15 protein-coding genes and 1 pseudogene are annotated in these 19,210 nt (G+C 62.8%); 13 read left to right on the top strand and 3 right to left on the bottom strand.

The window, feature by feature from the left end:
- The first annotated feature begins 67 nt into the window (after positions 1-67).
- From HAV18_RS06265 to HAV18_RS06215, 11 genes are all read left to right on the top strand, one after another.
- Positions 68-1,195, top strand: a complete 1,128-nt coding sequence (locus HAV18_RS06265; protein WP_166953826.1) for a phosphoribosyltransferase domain-containing protein — start codon at positions 68-70, stop codon at positions 1,193-1,195.
- Positions 1,185-1,943 carry a trehalose phosphatase gene (locus HAV18_RS06260; protein WP_166953824.1) on the top strand — a complete coding sequence of 253 codons (759 nt, stop codon included), beginning with the start codon at positions 1,185-1,187 and terminating at the stop codon, positions 1,941-1,943. Before HAV18_RS06265 ends, HAV18_RS06260 begins: the two co-directional genes overlap by 11 nt.
- Positions 1,936-3,030: a cysteine protease StiP family protein gene (locus HAV18_RS06255; protein WP_166953822.1), complete on the top strand. Its 1,095-nt coding sequence runs from the start codon at positions 1,936-1,938 to the stop codon at positions 3,028-3,030. Before HAV18_RS06260 ends, HAV18_RS06255 begins: the two co-directional genes overlap by 8 nt.
- On the top strand, positions 3,030-3,980 hold the full coding sequence (locus HAV18_RS06250) for an HpcH/HpaI aldolase/citrate lyase family protein (RefSeq protein ID WP_166953820.1): 951 nt from the start codon (positions 3,030-3,032) through the stop codon (positions 3,978-3,980). Before HAV18_RS06255 ends, HAV18_RS06250 begins: the two co-directional genes overlap by 1 nt.
- Before the next feature lie 476 nt (positions 3,981-4,456).
- Positions 4,457-5,050 carry a TerD family protein gene (locus tag HAV18_RS06245; protein WP_166953818.1) on the top strand — a complete coding sequence of 198 codons (594 nt, stop codon included), beginning with the start codon at positions 4,457-4,459 and terminating at the stop codon, positions 5,048-5,050.
- Positions 5,047-6,246, top strand: coding sequence for a TerD family protein (locus tag HAV18_RS06240; protein WP_166953816.1), 1,200 nt, complete (start codon positions 5,047-5,049; stop codon positions 6,244-6,246). Before HAV18_RS06245 ends, HAV18_RS06240 begins: the two co-directional genes overlap by 4 nt.
- Positions 6,247-6,295: 49 nt before the next feature.
- Positions 6,296-6,745, top strand: a complete 450-nt coding sequence (locus tag HAV18_RS06235) for a tellurite resistance TerB family protein (protein ID WP_166953814.1) — start codon at positions 6,296-6,298, stop codon at positions 6,743-6,745.
- Between the two features lie 11 nt (positions 6,746-6,756).
- Positions 6,757-7,785 (top strand): TerC/Alx family metal homeostasis membrane protein, encoded by a 1,029-nt coding sequence (locus HAV18_RS06230; RefSeq protein WP_166953812.1) that lies wholly within the window; start codon positions 6,757-6,759, stop codon positions 7,783-7,785.
- A 27-nt stretch (positions 7,786-7,812) separates the two neighbouring features.
- The gene (locus HAV18_RS06225; RefSeq protein ID WP_166953803.1) at positions 7,813-8,388 is read left to right on the top strand and encodes a TerD family protein; all 576 of its coding nucleotides are present in this window, start codon (positions 7,813-7,815) and stop codon (positions 8,386-8,388) included.
- A gap of 32 nt (positions 8,389-8,420) precedes the next feature.
- Positions 8,421-8,999, top strand: coding sequence for a TerD family protein (locus HAV18_RS06220; protein WP_166953801.1), 579 nt, complete (start codon positions 8,421-8,423; stop codon positions 8,997-8,999).
- A gap of 331 nt (positions 9,000-9,330) precedes the next feature.
- On the top strand, positions 9,331-10,881 hold the full coding sequence (locus HAV18_RS06215) for a phospholipase D family protein (RefSeq protein WP_166953798.1): 1,551 nt from the start codon (positions 9,331-9,333) through the stop codon (positions 10,879-10,881).
- 22 nt (positions 10,882-10,903) lie between these two features.
- Here the strand turns inward: HAV18_RS06215 and HAV18_RS06210 are convergent, their stop codons facing one another.
- The gene (locus HAV18_RS06210) at positions 10,904-12,370 is read right to left on the bottom strand and encodes a PLP-dependent aminotransferase family protein (protein ID WP_166953796.1); all 1,467 of its coding nucleotides are present in this window, start codon (positions 12,368-12,370) and stop codon (positions 10,904-10,906) included.
- 314 nt (positions 12,371-12,684) lie between these two features.
- Here HAV18_RS06210 and HAV18_RS06205 point away from each other — a divergent pair, with 314 nt between their 5' ends.
- Positions 12,685-13,335, top strand: coding sequence for a pyridoxamine 5'-phosphate oxidase family protein (locus HAV18_RS06205; RefSeq protein ID WP_166953794.1), 651 nt, complete (start codon positions 12,685-12,687; stop codon positions 13,333-13,335).
- A 138-nt stretch (positions 13,336-13,473) separates the two neighbouring features.
- Here the strand turns inward: HAV18_RS06205 and HAV18_RS06200 are convergent.
- Together HAV18_RS06200 and HAV18_RS06195 are read right to left on the bottom strand one after the other, a co-directional pair.
- Positions 13,474-15,179, bottom strand: a pseudogene (locus HAV18_RS06200) (DUF3300 domain-containing protein).
- Positions 15,180-15,632: 453 nt separating this feature from the next.
- Positions 15,633-17,465, bottom strand: coding sequence for a protease pro-enzyme activation domain-containing protein (locus HAV18_RS06195; RefSeq protein ID WP_166953792.1), 1,833 nt, complete (start codon positions 17,463-17,465; stop codon positions 15,633-15,635).
- A gap of 774 nt (positions 17,466-18,239) precedes the next feature.
- Between HAV18_RS06195 and HAV18_RS06190 the strand changes: the two genes are divergently transcribed.
- Positions 18,240-19,034, top strand: coding sequence for an APH(3')-II family aminoglycoside O-phosphotransferase (locus HAV18_RS06190; RefSeq protein ID WP_407062401.1), 795 nt, complete (start codon positions 18,240-18,242; stop codon positions 19,032-19,034).
- Positions 19,035-19,210 lie beyond the last annotated feature (176 nt).

Raw genomic sequence — 19,210 nt, 5'->3', positions numbered from 1 at the left:
CCTTTGATTTGAACGTCAAGGAAGAGGCCTTGGGTCTTCGATCTCGCATCAAACTAGGAAGCAGTTCATGGAAAGCAACCCAGTACCAACAACCCTGCGCGCTAAACTCAAGCGGGGACTGCTCGAGATCAAGGTCGACACCGCCGTTCTACCCCCGGCGAATCTGTTCGGTTTCGCAGAGCGCCGGAATCCCAAGCGAGCATTCCTCTTCGTATCGAAGGTCCTGGGTCGCCATATACCGGTGCGCCCCTCGATCATGGCTGCCAGCTTCGAGAGCCTCGCCGCCGAAATTCCGGCGGACCTGCCCGGGCCGGTGCTGGTGATCGGCATGGCCGAAACCGCAGTGGGCCTCGGTGCAGGCGTGCACCGTGCCTACAGTGCAGCCCGTCCGGACAGCGTGTACCTCACCAGTACCCGTCATCCCTTGGGTACTGACCTCTTCGCTCGATTCGAGGAAGAGCACAGCCATGCCAGCGATCATCTGCTTCACCTGCCGGTCGATCCCGAGGTTCGCGATCTGGTGCTTCAGGCCCGATCGCTGGTTCTGGTGGACGATGAGGCCTCCACTGGCAAGACCTTCGTGAACCTGCACCGCGCACTGGTCGAGGCGGGCCTGAGCAACGTCGAGCGTGTGGTCGCTTGCGTCCTGACGGACTGGTCTGCGGGTGCCGTTCGTAAAGCCATTGGGGAGTCGGCCACCGCCGTATCGCTGGTGAAGGGCTCGTACCAGTTCCACGAGGATCCGTCCGTGCCACTACCGGATATGCCGGACGTCGGTGCCATTTTCATGGGTGAATGGCCGCTCTCGCCCCGCAATGACTGGGGGCGTCTGGGCATTCGCCGTGTCGACGACACACTCGCACCGGACATTCGGGTCCAGCCCGGCGAGAAAGTGATTGTGGTAGGTACCGGTGAGTTCGTCTGGCGGCCATTCCTGCTGGCGGAACGCCTGGAGCGGACTGGCGCGGATGTCCGCTTCAGCGCTACCACGCGGTCCCCCATCGCGCTAGGACTCGCCATCGAGCACGCGCTGTCGTTTTCCGACAACTACGGCCTCGGCATCCCGAACTTCCTCTACAACGTGAAACCCGGCCAGTTCGACCGGGTCCTGATCTGCACCGAAACCCCTGCACAGGCACTTCCTGTAGAACTGGTCGAGGCACTGAAAGCCGAGGTGATTTCGGATGAGCAGTAATCGTCCCCTGGCATTCGTCGACCTCGACGACACCCTGTTCCAGACCGTACGCAAGATGGCGGAAGGCACCCCGCGAATTCCCGCCACCCTGGACGTGCATGGTCAGCCCAACGGCTACATGAGCCCGGTCCAGCACGCGTTCATCAACTGGTTGCTGGCCACGGCCGATGTCGTTCCGGTTACCGCGCGCAGTGTGGAAGCCTACCGCCGCGTCATGCTCCCCTTCGTCGAAGGTGCAATCTGCGCACATGGGGGCGTCATGCTCCGCCCTGACGGATCAATCGACCAGACCTGGCACGGACAGATGGCCGAGTCTCTCCGGGCCTTTCAGGACCGACTGCCGGCACTGAGCGAGGCCACACTGCAGATCGGCAGGGAACTGGGCTACTCCGTCCGCGGTTGGGTTGTGGAGGAGGAATGTCTGCGCCACTACGTGGTGACCAAACACAACGAGTCCGATGACGCCGTGCTTGCCGAGGTGCTGGCCGAAGTTCAGTCCCGGGGCATGCTGGAAGACATGCATATCCACGCCAACGGCAACAACCTCGCCTTCCTGCCAAATGGGCTGGCCAAGCGCTTGGCCGTTCAAGAATGGTTGTGCCGCGACCGTGAAGTTCATGGCGAGCGGCCGGTCCTGGGCTTCGGCGACAGCATCTCCGACCTGGGGTATATGGACCTCTGCCACATATGGTCGACGCCGGCGCGCAGCCAACTGGCGAAAGTAGTGGAGGGGCTGATCCATGGGTAATCTCCTCGCGACGCTGAGCACCGTCGGCAGCGGCAGCTACGCCCCTGACGATGTGCATTTCCTTCTGCAGCCCGTGCAGATGATCTTCACCCACGCTGAAGAGAAGGAGCGTCTGATCCAGACGAATCAGAAGCACTACTCAGAAATGATCAGCCCAGAGCAGGCTCCTGCCGACGTGCACAAGGGTCTCTACGCCCGTGCCCTTGTGCAGAACGGCGCCCGTATGGCTTCAGACGTGCAGTCCTTGGCCATGGCGTTGTGTGCCGCTTACGCCGGGCCGACCATCGCCCTGGTCTCCTTTGTTCGAGCAGGTCTGCCCCTCGGGGTCCTGCTGAGGCGGGCACTTGTGGAGATGGGCTGCGACGCCTGCCACTACGGAATCAGCATCATTCGTGATCGCGGGATCGACATGGTTGCTCTGGAAGCTGTCATCCAGTTGCACGGTGCCGAAAACATCGTCTTCGTGGATGGCTGGACCGGGAAAGGCGCAATCTCCGGTGAACTCGAGAGGTCCCTTGGCGACGACAAACGCTTCCCTGAAGGTCCTCGTCTCGTTGTTTTGGCGGACCCTTGCGGCCGCGCCTGGCTGGCTGCCTCTGCAGCGGACTGGGTCATTCCGTCCGGCATCCTCGGTGCAACCGTGTCCGGCCTGGTCTCCCGTTCCATCTGGCCGGCTCACGGGGGGCTGCATGGTTGCATGGTGTACGAACACCTGCATGAGCACGATGTCACTCGTGAGTTCATCGACAAGATCGACGCTGAACGTCGGGCACTGGGGGAGGCTCAACCTGCTGTTCCATGGACCAATGATCAGCGGCTGAAGCTCCAGGCGTTCGCAGATGAAGTGGTGTCCGCCCTGGCAACCCGCTTTGGCATCAGCAACCTGAACCGTGTGAAGCCGGGTATCGCCGAGGCAACCCGAGCGGTTCTGCGCCGCGTGCCGGACCGCGTACTGGTACTTGACCGTAATGACAGCGACGTGCAGCTGCTGTTGCATCTCGCCGAGCGTGCGGGCACGACGGTAGAGGAATCGGGCGGCGACTTGGGCCCGTACCGCGCGGTAACTATCATCCGGAGTGCGAACTGATGAAAGTGATTTCTCCGTTCGCCCTCGGAGCGACTCTGTACATGCCGGCAACCCGCAGCGACATTCTCCAGGTGGTTTTCGGCACCAAGATACCCGATCTGCGCTCGCTGGTGATATGCCTGGAAGACGCGGTGGCGGCAATCGACGTCGAAAGCGCGCTGGCGAACCTGCAGGCACTCCTGATGGATGTCGAGGCCAAGGGGGGGCGCGTTGAACAGGGTCCGCTGCTTTTCGTTCGGCCGCGTGACGCGACGATGGCAGCGGTGCTGAATGACTGGCCCCTGATGAAGCACGTCGATGGGTTCGTCGTACCCAAGTTGACCCTGCGATCACTCCCGTCGTGGGAGTCCGCGGTTAGTCGGCCGAACCTGTACCTCATGCCGACACTGGAAACGGCCGACGTTTATGATCCGGGCGCCATGGTGGAGCTTGGCCAGGCCCTGAAGGCCAACCTGAACCAGCGCATCATCGCGCTGCGGATCGGCGGAAACGACCTCATGGGTTGTCTTGGTTTGCGGCGCAATCCGGCCACCACGCTCTACAACACGCCCATGAGCTATGTGATCTCGATGCTTGCCGGGATCATGGGGGCTCAGGGCTTTGCCATGACAGCCCCCGTCTTCGAGCAGCTCGCTGCTCCCCATCTCCTGAAGGAGGAGCTGGAGCTGGACATCGCGCATGGCCTCGTCGGGAAGACGGCCATTCACCCGAGTCAGATCAGCGTCATCCAGGAGACGCTGCGCGTGAGCCTCGACGACCTCAACTGCGCCAGCTTGATCGTCAACGACGTGGCCCCTGCCGTTTTCAAGCACAACGATGCGATGTGCGAGCCGGCAACCCACTACAAGTGGGCGGTCAACATTCTCGAACGCGCCAAGTGGCACGGGGTGAAGGCCACCGAGCCGAGTAGTGGCGAGCGTGCTGTCCGACTGGCAGAGGCCGGCAGATGAGCATGGAAATCCTTGAGGCCGGACCGAAAGGGGCGAAGGGGCGTTCGGTGTTCGACTTCGATGGTGCTCCTCGCGTTGTTTCGCCCCTGGGATTCGCCTTCGGCAAGCGCGAGTGCTCCCGCCGCATCGTCGGGCTGGCTCTTTCCGGACTGACGCATGTAAACCCGGGGTATGGCTCGCGACGAACCGAACGCCCAACCGACCAGCGCCAGGGTTATAGGGAAGAACTGCCGCTGCGGGAACAAGGTAGTCCGCCTGGAAACGGTCGACGGCCCGTTGACGCGATATCGGCCGAGCGCATGGGGCGATACGCGTGGGGACCATGAGTTCCGGCTGCTGCGCAACATGAGCATGGGCGACATTTTTCACCCCGCGCAGCGGCGATCCCGCTCGCGGTTTAGCAACACCGGGGCCTGGGGAGCGTGACTCTGCCCGGTCTCCCACGCGAACACTGAAGATCAACAAGGAGCGTAAGAATGGCACTCACCCTGAGCAAGAATCAGAGCATCTCGCTGGAAAAAACCGCGGGCAGTGGCCTGACCTCGGTTAGTCTGGGCCTAGGTTGGGATCCGGTGAAGTCCGGTGGTTTCTTCTCCAAGATGCTGGGTGGCGGTAGCAACGAGATCGACCTCGACGCGTCCTGCATCCTGCTGGACAGCGGCATGAATCCGATCGATCTGGTCTGGTTCCGTCAGTTGACGTCCAAAGACGGTTCCATCGAGCACTCCGGCGACAACCTGACTGGCGAGGGCGATGGCGATGATGAAACCATCAATGTCGACCTGCAGCGCCTGCCGGGCGCCGTCCAGCATCTTGTGTTCACCGTGAACAGCTTCCGCGGACAGACTTTCGACCAGATCGAGAACGCCTACTGCCGCATCCTCAACCAGTCGAAAAACCAGGAGCTGGCGCGCTTCAATCTGGCGGAGAAAGGTCGCCACACCGGTGTTGTTATGGCCAGCCTCAGCCGCAACGGCGGCGGCTGGGAGTTCAAGGCGATCGGCCAGTCCACCAATGGCCGCACGGCAGATGATCTCGTCAACCTGGCGATTCAGGCGGTGCGCGCATGACACTCGTACCTGGCGGGAATGCGCCGGTTGCCGTCGGCCAATTGCGCGTGGACATCAGCTACACCCCGATTCCAGGCGCTGATATCGACATCTCCGCATTTGTCCTGACCTCTGCCGGGAAAGTGCGAGGCGATGGCGACATGTGTTTCTACGGTCAATCCAGCGTGCTGGGTGGCGCAGTCCAGTTGACTGCCACGTCGGCCGGCCGAGCAGCATTCGCCGTGGACCTCAGTCGGATTGACCCCGCCGTGGAGAAAGTCGCGCTCACCGCGACCATCTACGAGAACAAGGCGACCTTCGACCGCGTTTCGACACTGGCTGTGTCCGTTACTGGCGGGATCGAGGCGCAGATCCCAACTTCCGGGATGAACGAGACTGCTCTGATCCTCGCGGAGTTTTACCGCCGCCAGGACGCATGGAAGTTCCGCTGTGTTGGACAGGGTTTCGCTGGTGGCCTCGAGCCGCTGGCAAAGCACTTTGGTGTCGACATTGCGGCACCTTCGGGCACTCCGGTGCAAAGCCCTTCCGCGCCGGCTCCAGCACCTGTGCCGGCCCCCGCTTGGGTACCCCCTGCTGCCCCGAAACCCACGATCAGCCTCAGCAAAGTGACGCTTGACAAGTCGCGATCCAGCATCAGTCTGGAGAAGACATCTGCTGGCTTCGGCGAAATCAAGGTCAACCTGAACTGGAACCAGGGCGGGAGTGGCCTTCTTGGCGGTCTCTTGGGCAAACGCAGTGCCGTCGACCTGGACCTGGGTTGCCTGTTTGAAATGCAGGACGGCCTCAAAGGAGCGGTACAAGCACTCGGCGGGCGTTTCGGCGATCTGCGGGAGGAGCCCTATATCCAGCTCATGGGGGATGACCGTACCGGCGCAATCACCGGTGGCGAATGGCTTCACATCAACGGGCAACGATGGAGCGAGATCAAACGCATCCTGGTTTTCGCGTTCATCTACGACGGTGCCCCCAACTGGAAGGCAACCGACGGTGTGGTGACCATATTCGTGCCAGGCCAGCCCGAAATCGAAGTCCGCATGAATGAGGAGGGAGGCCGCCACGGCATGTGCGCGATTGCCCTGCTTGAAAACGTGAATGGGACCGCCAAGGTCTCTCGTCGAGTCGACTTCCACCCTGGGCACGAGGAAATGGATCGCTCCTACGGCTGGGGTATGCGCTGGAAAGCAGGCTCCAAGTAAAAACTGATCCGGTGGAGCCGTTGGGCTTCGCCTACTGAAGAGGGAACACATGCTCGAATGGCTGAAAACCAACGCGGCGAAAGCCCGCGAAACCTTGACGACTGAAGTCGCCAAATTCAAGAACCGGACCTTCATGGAGTCGGTGGTCAATGCTTGCGCGCTGATTTCTGCCGCGGATGGCGAGATCAAATCCGAAGAGAAGATGAAGATGGTCGGCTTCATCAGCAACTCCCCGGAGTTGAAGGTATTCAACCTGGCTGACGTGATCAAGGTATTCAACGACGCCTGCGCCAAGTTCGAATTCGATTTCCAGATCGGCCAGGCCGAGGCCCTGAAGGCCATCAGCAAGGTCAAGGGCAAGGATGGTGAAGCACGCTTGCTGGTGCGAGTTGCCTGTGCCATTGGCGCGTCCGACGGCAACTTCGACGACCACGAAAAGGCTGCCTGTCGCCTGATTTGCCTGGAACTGGGCTTGAACCCGGCCGACTTCGAACTGTAGGAAGCCGAAACGTGGAAACGACTCATATTGGCTTCCCGCCGCTGACCGTGGCGGTATTCGTCGGCCTGGCGCTGGCAGCCCTACTGCTGGACATGGTCACACACCGCGACGACAAGCCGATCACGCTGGCCCGAGCTTCCGTGTGGTCCGTGTTCTGGGTGGCGATCTCCCTTGCATTTGCCGGCTTCCTGTATGTGCAGCACGGTGCGGAAGTGGCCAGTCTGTTCGTCACCGGTTATGCGTTGGAGAAGGTCCTCTCCGTCGACAACCTGTTCGTCTTCATGGCCATCTTCGCGTGGTTCAAGGTCCCGGACGGTTTGCGTCACCGCATCCTGTACTGGGGCATCATCGGGGCCATTGTGTTCCGCGGTGTCTTTGTCGCCGTCGGCACCAGTCTGTTGGCGCTCGGACCCTGGGTCGAGATTGTCTTCGCTCTAATTGTCGCGTGGACTGCCGTCATGATGCTCAAAGGCGGTAACGACGATGAAGAGGAAGACTACTCCCAGCACCTGGCCTACCGTTTCGCGAAAAAGCTGTTTCCGGTGTGGCCCAAGCTATATGGCCATAACTTCTTCGTGAGCCGCAAGAAGCTCGAGGCCGAGGTACGGAAGGGCGAGAAGGGCATGAGCCTTGCGGCCAAGGGTGGCCTCTTCGCTACGCCGTTGTTCCTCTGCCTGGTGGTGGTCGAGGTATCCGATGTCCTGTTCGCTTTCGACTCGGTCCCGGCGGTAATCGCGATCAGCCGTGAACCCCTGATCGTTTACTCGGCGATGCTGTTCGCAATCCTGGGTCTCCGTACCCTGTACTTCGTCCTGGAAGCGCTGAAGCGCTACCTGGTGCACCTGGAGAAGGCGGTGGTCGTACTGCTGTTCTTCATCGCAGCCAAACTTGGTCTGAACGCAACCGACCATCTGTTCCACCACGGAATCAGCATCGATCCGAACACCAGCCTGCTCATCGTACTGGCAGTCCTGGCAATCGGCATCCTGGCCAGCGTGATCTTCCCGGAAAAGGGAGAGGCGCAAACCAAAAATCAGTAATCCATATAACCAAAAGGAGCTACTTTCATGGCATTGACTCTTCAAAAAGGCGGCAACCTTTCCCTGTCCAAAGCCGACCCGAGCCTGACCACGATCCTGGTTGGCCTGGGCTGGGACCCGCGCACTACCGACGGCACCGAGTTCGACCTGGATGCCAGTGCGTTCCTGCTGGGGGCCAACGGCAAAGTCCGCGGTGAAGCCGACTTCATCTTCTACAACCAACTGCGCAGCCAGGACGGTTCTATCGAGCACACCGGTGACAACCGTACCGGTGCTGGCGAGGGCGATGACGAAGTGATCAAGGTCGATCTGAGCCGCGTTCCGGGCGACGTCGACAAGATTGCCTTCACCGTCACCATCCACGACGCAGAAGCGCGCAAGCAGAACTTCGGTCAGGTCGGCAACTCGTTCATCCGTGTTGTGAACCAGGTCTCCGGCGCCGAGGTGGTTCGCTACGACCTGGCGGAAGACGCCTCCACCGAAACCGCGATGATCTTCGCTGAGCTGTACCGTAACAACGGTGAGTGGAAATTCCGCGCGGTTGGCCAAGGTTACGCCGGCGGCCTGCGTGCCGTGGCCAACGGCTACGGCATGAACTTCTGATTGGCCTTCTCATCCGAACAAGGAATCACTCCATGGCTGTAAGTCTGTCCAAAGGCGGCAACGTCTCCCTGTCGAAAGAGGCGCCTGGTCTGAGCGAAGTGGTCGTCGGCTTGGGTTGGGACCCGCGAGTTACCGACGGCACCGAGTTCGACCTCGATGCCTCGATCTTTATCACCGGTGAAAACGGCAAAGTCCTGAGCGACGCCAGTTTCGTCTTCTACAACAACAAGAAGTCCGCCGACGGTTCCGTCGAGCATCTGGGCGACAACCGTTCCGGTCAGGGCGATGGCGACGACGAGCAGGTCAACGTCAAGCTGACCGGCCTGATGGCTGACGTGAAGAAGCTGGTCTTCGCCGTTACTATCCACGATGCCGAGGCTCGCAAGCAGTCGTTCGGCCAGGTGAGCAATGCCTATATCCGTGTCCTGAACAAGGCCGACGGCAAGGAAATCGCCCGCTACGACCTGTCCGAAGATGCCTCCACCGAAACCGCCATGATCTTCGGCGAGCTGTACCGCCACAATGACGAGTTCAAGTTTAAGGCGATCGGACAAGGTTTCTCTGGCGGCCTGAAGCCGCTGGCGGAAGCCTACGGCGTGAGCATCGGCTAATCCGAAAGGCAGGAAATGAGCTGCCCCCCAAAAATTGGACATCGATCCAACATTTGGGGTGTTTTTTGAGCCGCTTGGATTTCATGCGCGCGCTCGCGCAGCATGCCGAAAACCCGCGATGGCTTCATGCGTCGCGGGTTTTTTCTTTGTGTGGACGCGTGCCACGATCAGGAAAGTACCGAGAGGGTGCCGCGCCGCAGTCAATCGAAGTATCCTGTAGCGCGGCCGTGCCACACGCAATACCGGGTACGGCCGAAGGAAAGCCAGGCAGCCCCGCGATCCATCCGGCGGCGAGAATAAACAGACTTCGGCCGGGAGCGGGACGGCAATCATGACCATGCTGCGTTCGTGGGGTGCGATTCTTTCGTTGCTGGCGCTCGTTGCATGCGCGAGCCTGCCGCCGCAGGCCGACCGCGCGCCGACGCACGCATTCACCGATACGGACAACACGCGGCTGGGCGTCGCGTTCCGGCAGCAGGCCAGTGCGCATCCGGGGCAGGACGCGTTTCACCTGCTGACCGATCCGGTCGACGCGCTGGACGCGCGGGTGTTGCTCGCCGATCGCGCGGACCGGTCGCTCGATCTTCAGTACTACATCTGGCACGACGACCTGACCGGGCACGAACTGGCCGACGCGATCATTCGCGCGGCCGATCGCGGTGTCCGCGTTCGTGCGCTGCTCGACGATCTCGGTACGAACGCGGACGACCGCAAGCTGCTCGAGATCAGTTCGCATCCGAACATCGAGATCCGGCTGTTCAATCCGGTCGCCACGCGACGGTTCAAGAAGATCGGCACGGTGTTCGAGTTCTCGCGCGTCAACCGGCGCATGCACAACAAGGCGATGATCGCGGACAACCAGGCGGCGATCGTCGGCGGCCGCAATATCGGCGACGAGTATTTCGGTGCATCGTCGATGCTGGAGTTCGGCGATCTCGATGTTGTCGTTCACGGCCCGGTCGTGAACGACATCTCGACCGAATTCGACACGTTCTGGAATTCCCCGTACGCGTATCCGATCAGTGCGCTGGTCGGGCACGATGCGGCGCCGGGCGGGCTGGACCGTGAGCGCGAACGGTTGCGCGACTACCTGAGGGCCATGGAGGACAATCCGTACGTGCTCGAGGCCAGGCAGCGGCTCGACCGGATCGTTCATGGGCAGGGCACGGAATTGTCGTGGGGGCGCGCTACGGTGCTGTACGACGATCCGGCGAAGATCGCGCACGCACCGAAGGACAGCGACGGGCATCTGATGCCAAAGTTGCGGGCGCTCGCGTTGCAGCCCGAACATGACCTGCTGATCGTGTCGCCGTATTTCGTGCCGGGCAAGGATGTCGTCGAGCGGCTGCGCGCGCTCACGGCGCGCGGCGTGCGTGTAACGGTGCTGACCAACTCGCTCGCGTCGACCGACGTGGCGGCCGTGCATGCGGGCTACCGGCACTACCGGAGCGATCTCGTGGCCGCCGGTGTACGGCTTTACGAACGGCGGCCGTCGGGCGACAAGAGCATTTCGAAGCAGGTCATCATCGGGTCGTCGCGTGCGTCGCTGCATGCGAAGACCTACGTGTTCGATCACAAGAGCATTTTCATCGGGTCGATGAATCTCGATCCACGCTCGCTGAACCTCAATACGGAGATCGGCGTTTATTGCGAGAGTCCGGCGATTGCGTCGCAGGTGGCAAACGATCTGGAAGCGCGGCTCGATCGAATCGCGTGGCGCGTCGAGCCGAGGACCGATCCGGCCGGCAAAGGGCAGCTCAAGTGGATACAGACCGATGCGAACGGGGAGGTCACCGAGCTCGATCACGAGCCGGAGGTGTCGGCCGGGCGGCGGATGGAAGTCTGGTTTCTCGGGCTGTTTCCGCTTGAATCGCAACTGTGAGCGACGATGCCGCGTGCGACGCTCAGCAACGCGTGCGGCCCTGCGCATCGATGACGGCCGCGAGCTGCATCGTCGCGGCCTCGATCGTTGCGTCGTTCAGCCCGGAGTATCCGAGCACGAAGCCGTTGTACGGCCGGCCGTCGCCGACCCGATAGCTGCTCAGCGGCTGAAGCAGCAGGCCATGCGCGGCTGCGGCGCGGGCGACGTCGGTATCGTGCAGCGGCATCGCGAGATCCGCCGACAGATGCATGCCGCCCGGGCTTTCCCGAACGCTCAGCGCGGTGCCGAGGTGGCGGGCGAGTGCCGCTTCGAGGCTGCTCCGCCGCTCGGCGTACAGCGTCCTCATCCTGCGCAGGTGCCGCGCAAAGAGGCCGGTGTCGATGAATTCGGCCATCGCCAGCTGATCGGCCGGATGGCCGCGATGGACGAGTTCGCGCAGCGTTCTGGTGAAGCGGTCGACCAGAACCGGCGGAACCACCATGAAGCCGAGCCGAAGGGCGGGAAACATCGTCTTGCTGAAGGTGCCCAGATAGCAGACCGGTGCGTCGGCATGCAAGCCCTGGATCGCGGGCAGCGGCTGGCCGCCGTGGCGGAACTCGCTGTCGTAATCGTCCTCGATGATCCACGCGCCGCACGCGCGCGCGTGCTCGACGAGTGCCGCTCGCCGCCGGGGGCTCATCAGCGCGCCGAGCGGGTATTGATGCGATGGTGTCGTATAGATCAACCTGGGTGGCCGGGTTCGCCACTGCTCGTCGGTTGGCGCCATCCCTTCGTGGTCGACCTCGATCGGCACGATCTCCAGGCCGGTCGAGCGGAATGCGGTACGGGCGCCGTTGTAGCAGGGGTTCTCGAGCCAGCCGAATTCGCCGGGATTCGCCAGCATGCGCGCGCATAGTTCGAGGCTGCTTTGCGTGCCGTCGGTGATGAATACCTGGCCTGTTTCGCAGCGCACGCCTCGCGAGACCCGGATGTAGGCGGCCACGGCACGCCGCAATTCGGGCAGCCCTTCGACCGGACCGTATGCGAGCTGCGCGGGCTTGATGATTTTCCATGCATGCTCGATGCAGCGGCGCCACTGGGCAACGGGGAATTCATCGAGCGACGGAAGACCGGGAACGAACGGCAGCATGCGTTCGGGTTCGGGGTCGGCGTTCTCCAGCCCGTGCACGCGCTCGGACAATTGAACCGTGGCCGGGCCGGTTTCGCGCCCGGCGCTCGAACGGCCGCATCCGTCCCATCGCGTGATCGTACCGTTGCGCGTGGCCGCCACGAAGCCTTCCTCGGCAAGGCGCTCGTACGCATAGACCGCCGAGTTGCGCGCGATGCCCAATTCCGTGGCGAGCACGCGCGTCGACACGAGCCGCGTGCCGGCCGGGATGTGTCCGTCCAGCAGCATGTTGCGCAGGCTCCGGTAGAGGGCTTCCTGCTGGCTGTGGCGTGTCGTGCCGTCCTGTCTGGAAAGCGATGAGATGAGCAGCGCGAGATCCATGGGCTGGTTCCAGAATTTTTCGTTGAGCTGGTTCTTTTGAAGATTCGTCGCGCATCGTATCGTTCACGTTCTCGCGGTGCCGGCCGGGGCGAGGGTCTTTCCGGCGATCGTCACGGATTGCGGCACGCGCGTATTTTGCTCGATTTGGAGAGCGACTGTCGATGGGCCGATTGACCGGTCGTTCAGACGTGGAAGCTGTACGCGTTCAATTCTATTAACTTCGCAGTACAAAGATATTATGGGCGGATTCCTGCGTCGTGCCGGAACGCGGGCCGCTCGATGCGTGCAACGGTGCGCGAACAGGAAATCGAAACATGAAAGACCAGACCGTCATCTCTTCCACCCCCCGCACCACCATTCGCCGCCTGCCGGAATTGGTGAATCGCGATCGCACGATGCTTCATCGCATCGTGGACGAAGCCTACGTCTGCCACATCGCGTTCGGTGCAGGCGAGGACACGCACTGTATCCCGACCGCGCACTGGAGACGGGGCGATGACCTCTATATTCACGGGTCCAACGGCAGCCGGATGATCAAGGCGCTGTCGGCGGGCGCACCGGCCTCCGTCGCAATTACGTTGCTGGACGGGCTCGTGTTGGCCAGGTCAGCCTTTAATCATTCGATGAATTATCGATCCGCGGTGATCTACGGGCGGTTCGACATGGTGGAGGGCAGTGACGACAAGCTGGCGGCGCTGGATGCATTGATGGACAAGATCGCACCCGGTCGCAAGCATGATGCGCGGCGCGGCAACGAGAAGGAAATCAATGCGACCAGCGTGCTGCGGATTGCCCTTGCAGAAGCGGCAGTGAAAGTCAGCGATTCGCTGCCGTCCGACAAGGATGAAGATCTCGCGCTCGCTGTCTGGACGGGGATCCTGCCGCTGAAGACGACGCGCGGCGCACCGGTTCATGCCGACGCCAACATGCCGGTGCCGGACTACGTGCGGAACTGGGCCGAGTGAATTGCGCGGCAAGGCCGCGCGGTTTCGTGAAAGACGGTGGCGCGCGGCGTGTCGGGTCGTGGCGGCTTCGCATGGCGGCGCGACGCGCGTTTCGCCGGCCGGCAGCGCGGATGCCGCGCTGCCGTGACGGGATGCGTTTCACTCGGTGCGATGCTCATGCGTTTCGTGCGGCGGATGCGGCTCTGCAGGATGCGGTGCGGGCGCGTGCTCGGGGGCCGGTTGCCGCGGCTGCGGTGCCGTGTGTTCCTGCGGTTGTGCTTCGCTGCGCGGCGACGTCTCCTTGCGCGGTTGCTGCTGAGCCTCGTTGCGTTGCTGCATTTCTTCGTGCTGCTGTTGCTGCGCTGCATTGCGTCGCTGCATTTCCTCGCGCTGCTGTTGCTCTGCTGCGTTGTGTTGCTGCATTTCCTCGCGTTGCTGCTGCTGCGCCGCGTTGTGTTGTTGCATCACTTCGCGTTGCTGCAGTGCCTCGTTACGCTGCTGTTGCTGCAATTGCTGTTGCTGCACGACTGCCCGGTTTTCCTGCGCGGCGCGCTCCTGCTGCAGCGCCTGCTGCCGCTCGTCGCGCATCGCGCCGGGCGCATGTTGCGCCGGTATTTCGGCATGCGGTTCGTTCGCGCGGTTCTGCGCGAACGCATCGGGCGACGGCCGCGCGCCGGGGCGTGCGCCGTTCGCGCCGAAGTGCGGCATCGTCATCGGCGCGGCTCCCGGGTGCTGCTCCATGACCTGCCCGCGCATCGGCTGCGCGCCCGGCTGCATCGTGTTGCGTTCGATCGTCGTGTTCGTCGTGTTCGTCGTGTTGTTGGTGACGTTGCCGCCGTAGTTGTTCGTGATGCGCGTGTTGCGGATGTTGGTGATGTTGTTGATTACGGTGGTCGATTTCGACACGTACGTGGTGTGGTTGTACACCACGGCCGGACGCTGCCAGCCGTCGTGCCAGCCGGGGCCTTCCGGACGCGGCGCGCCCCAGTTCATGCCCCAGGCATGCCAGCCCCAGTCGTGGTGCCCGAAGATCGCGGCGCCGACGGCGATGCCGACGCCGAACGTGATCACGCCTGCGGCAACGACTTCGCCCGTGCTGTATGAAGGCGGCCGATACACGTAGCCTGGGTAGGACGAAACCGGTTCGCCGTAGACGACCGTCGGGTTGTAAGACGGGACGTAGACGACGTCGGGCCGGGCGGCTTCGATCTCGATGGCCTGCACGGGCGGCGGCACGATCGCCGGCCCGGCGTAGCCCACGGGCGCATCGGTGGCCGGTGTATAGCCGGTCGGTGCGGCCTGCGCGACTTGCGTGACCCGCATCTGGCCGCCCGACCGGAGATGGCCGGACGTCTGCGCGCGCTGGCGCATCACCTGGATCGCGTTCATCACGTCGGTCGGATCGTTGTAGTACGCCTGGCCGAGCGACGTGGTCCAGGCCGGGTTCGACGCCATCTGCGACAGCACGGCGGGGAACGCGGTCAATGCCTTGACGGACGGGTCCCACGGCTGCGTATCGGCGGCGGTTGAGAGCGCCTGGCCCGTCAACGACGGATTCTGCGTCACCCAGTTATTGGCGGCGTGGCCTGGTCCGGATACGTTGCGCCCGCAAGCACCAGCGCGACGAGTTTGTCGGGGAAGAGTGCGATCGGCGCGACCATCTGATAGAGCTGGTCGGCAGTCGGCGGCGTGTAGGCGACGGGCGTCGAAGCCGGCAGTGCCGCCGCGGCCGCGCTTGCGTCGCTGGCCGGAGCGGCCGTGCTGCTGTCGCCGTTCCTGTTGCAGGCCGAGAGGCCGAGCAGCGACACGATGAGGGACGACGCGATCAGCGTTCTGACGGGGCGGTATGCACGTGTGTTGTTCATGTTGTTCGTTCGGTGTTGTGTCGGCGTTGGCAGGCACGCGGGCCGCGCGATCGGCTTGAGCATTGTGCCGCGACCGTCTGCGCCTGCTCCGGGGGCATCGGCCGAAGCAGGCGGCAAGGTCGTGTTCGCATGGTGGTTGTCCCGCGACGAATCGGTATATCCAGTTAAACGCACGACACGCGCGGAAGTTGTCTGGGTGTTATGTAACAGTATGTGTACCTTGCAGTCCGCAAGCGGAATGGCGGCGCAATGTAATTGATATGAAAGTTGTGTGCGCAACAATTGCAAGGCCGGTGAATGCGTCGTCGCGCCGGAGGCTCGATCCGCGAGATTGTGCGGAACGCAAAAAAACCCGCGACGGCTTGGCAGCCTTCGCGGGTTATTTGAACGCTCCCATCCGGTTCCGTGCGTGCGCTTCAGTGCACACGCGGAGCCGGGGCAGTCATCGGTTCATCAGCGTGCGAAATCCGGCGTGCTCTGGATGAACGCGTTCAGCTTCGAGATGTTCACGCTGCCGAAGCCGGTCGTTGCGTCCCAGCCGGCCTTCGCCTTGTAGCCGTAGGTGCCGCTGCCGTTGTTGCCGGACGTGACATCGTGCAGCAGCGCCGCGTTGCCCGGGAAGTACTTGTAGATGCTCGACGCGGGGAACCCGAGCGCATTGTTGTTCGCGGACTGCAGTCGCGCCCAGATGCCCGTGAAGATCGGCGCGGCAAGGCTCGTGCCGCCTTCGTTGTTCAGGTAGCCCGAGCCCCACAGCGTGTCGGACGTCTGGCCGTTCACGACGAGAATCGCGCCGGTGCGCAGGTCGGCATCGAAGCCGACGTCAGGCAGTGCGCGCTTGGTCGATCCCGTGAGGCTCGACGATTGCCACGACGGCGCGGCTTCGTACTTGCTGTACCCGCCGCCCGTCGACCACACGGTGCCCGGCGCCCAGCTCGGGTCGTTCCAGACGATCTCGCTGTTGTACGCGTTGGTCGACGTACTGGTGAACAGCGTCGTGCCGCCCACTGCGATCACGTAGGGCGACGTTGCCGGCTCGCTCACCGTGTAGGTCGAGCGCGACGGCGTGCCGCCCGCGCATTCGTACGCACCGTGGTCGCCGGCGGATACCGAGAAAGTCTGCCCCTGCGCGATCGCCTGCTTGAAGATGGTGTCGTCGGTTGCCTGCGAGCCGGTGCTGTTCGCGGACGATTCGCACACGCCGAGCGACACGTTGATCACCTTCGCGACGTTGTCGGTCACGGCCTTGTTGTACGCGGCGGTGATCGCCGTGAGCGTCATCGACGGTGCGACGTAGAACACGACCTGCTTCACGCTGCCGCCGGCCGCGCCGACGATCGACTGGCTGTCGAGGTTCCATTCGACGGTGCCGTCGGTGTCGGTGTATGAGCTGCCTGACGGGCCCGTCTTCACGATGCTGCTGCTGATCGTGCCGAGGCTGTTGTTCGCGGCGAACGTGTTGAGGTCGCTCACCGTCTGCGACAGGTCGCCTTCGGAGATGATGCCGACGGTGGTCTGCGAGGCCGTTGGCGTACCGTCGCCGCCATAGATCGACGAGAACTCGGTCGGGTTGTGCGGCACCGCCGATGCGCCCGCTGGAATCGTCAGGTTGCTGGTGTTGCCTTGCGGCTTGCTGCCCGCGCCCGTGTGCATCAGTTCGACGTTCTGCAGGCCCAGCACCGCGCTCACGACGCCACCGATCGCGTTCGGCACTTGCGCGGCGTCGGTATTCGCATAGACGCTGCGGCCGTTGCGCGTGAAGCGCTTGAGCGTCGTGCGGAACGCGGACTTGATGGTCGCCGCGGTGCCGGACGCGGATACCAGCAGGCGGTTCGGCGCGACCACGATGTTCACGAAGCCTTCCTTGCGCAGATGCGCGACGACCGAGGCGACCTGCTGGTCGGTCGGCGCATATTGCGCGGCGAACTGGGCCGGCGTGAGGAACTGCCGGTAGTGCGGCGAACCGGGCGTATGCAGGTCGTGCAGGTATTGGTCGAGTTGTGCTTCGTTGCGCAGGTTCAGCCCGAGCACGATGTCCACCGATTCGCCGGCCGCCATCTCGATGGCCGCTGTGGCAGCGGCGGCCGTGCTCGCCGCAGGCGCGCCGGCCGTACCGGCTTCGCTCTGCTGCACGAGCGGCAGGAAGCCCTTGGTGCGCGTTTCCGTCCAGCCGGCCGCGGGTGCGGCGTGGACGGTTGACATGCCGAACGATGCGGCTGCCGCGGCGGCGAAGGCGAGCTTGACGAAGCGCTTGTGCTTTTGATTCTTGTCTGCAACCTGATTCATTTGAATTACCCCTCCGGTTGAACATCGAACGGCACGAACAACAACGGTCGACAGCGGTGCGGGTGATGCGCCGCCGATTTCTGTCGCATGCGTGCGGATGGCGCGGACGCGACAGGGCCTTTCGCCCGATCCGGAAAGGTGTTTTTTTCTCCGGGGGCGAAATACGGAAATTGCGGTAACGAGAGGGCTGCGCCGCGATACGACGCAACCGCGCGGACAGGGCGCGGGCGGGATTGCTAGAGCAACAGTTTCGTTGTCCTGCTCATTTGATTCGATCCTTCGGCCCGCTGCCGGATGGCAGTCGTCCAATGAAATGCATCGGGATGTCGCATGCGCCGGCGCGTGAACGATACGGCTGGCGGCTGGCACTTCGGTGCGGCGGAAGCGAAAAAAACGTGGAGCGGAAGCGATTGCGTGGTGAGCAATTTGTCAGATTGCTTGCATCGGACGGTATCAAGAACGAAAGCGAGGTGTCAAACTTTTTTTGGTTATATGAAACAAAATTAAAGCGAATAAATGCAATGTTTTTGAAAATATTGGCAGTAATTTGTAATATTCGAGGCCGGCAAGGAAAGTAATGCTGAATTCGATTGGACGATCGTTTCTGGTTCGACGCGTAATTGGAACGATTGGCCGACCATGTTCGAGGCATGACTCGAATCGCCGGTGTGCGCCGGAGAAAGCCGGGCCCGCGGGTAGCCGGAAGCGTGGCACGAAGTCGTGAGGTATCCGATGTTCCGCATGCCGGCCCATTCAACGAGGATCGAATCTGACGTGATCGATAACGACAAGCTTTGCATCGAAGTGCCCGTGACCTGGAAGGCCGCATGGGCAGATTGCCGATGGACACGACAGACGGAAGGGCAGTCGGATGCCGCGGTGTTCCGGCTCGATGCGCGCGATGGATCGCGCCGGTTCGTCAAGACCGAACCGGCCGGGCCGCTGGCCGAGCTGAGTGACGAGGCGGCGCGACTGCGTTGGCTGGAGACGACGGGCCTGCCGGGCGCGCAGGTGCTCGACGTGGCATCGGCGGCGGGGCGCGAGTGGATGCTGCTGAGTGCCGTGTACGGCGAAAACCTCGAAGTCGCGCGCCTCGGGCCGGCGGAGAAGGTGGCGATCATCGCCGACGCGCTGTGTGCGCTGCATCGGCTCGAGCCGGCAACGTGCCCGTTCGATCACGGCGCGGCGTTCCGCATCGAGCGTGCCCGCGCACGGATGAACGCGGGGCTCGTCGACGAGGACAACCTCGACGACGCGAACACGGGCGTACAACTCGACGAACTGTTCGCCAGGCTGCTGGCGAGCCGGCCGTCGATCGAGGACAGGGTCGTCACGCATGGCGACGCGTGCCTGCCCAACTTCATGGTCGAAGACGGTCGCTTCTCGGGCTTCATCGACTGCGGGCGCCTCGGTGTGGCCGATCGATATCAGGATCTGGCGCTGGCGGCGCGTGATATCGAAGCCGATCTCGGCGGTGAATGGGTTGCGCCTTTCTTCGCCCGGTACGGAATCGAGCGGCCCGATCCGCGCCGGATCGCTTTCTACCGACTGCTCGACGAGTTTTTCTGATTTCTCGGGTGTTCACGGGCGACGCGCGAGACAGTTTCTTGTTTCGCGCGTGGCTCCTTTTTTATAGTAGTCCTGCTTTTCAATCGAAGATCTTCCCGTTCTTTACGGATCTCCTCCGTCAGTCGCACTCGTGCCATGCATGGGTGAAGCGCAGACCGTCGCCGAGCGTGCACTGG

Source organism: Burkholderia sp. D-99 (assembly GCF_011605345.1).
Classification (GTDB): domain Bacteria; phylum Pseudomonadota; class Gammaproteobacteria; order Burkholderiales; family Burkholderiaceae; genus Burkholderia.
This window is presented reverse-complemented; position numbering and strand designations above follow the sequence as displayed.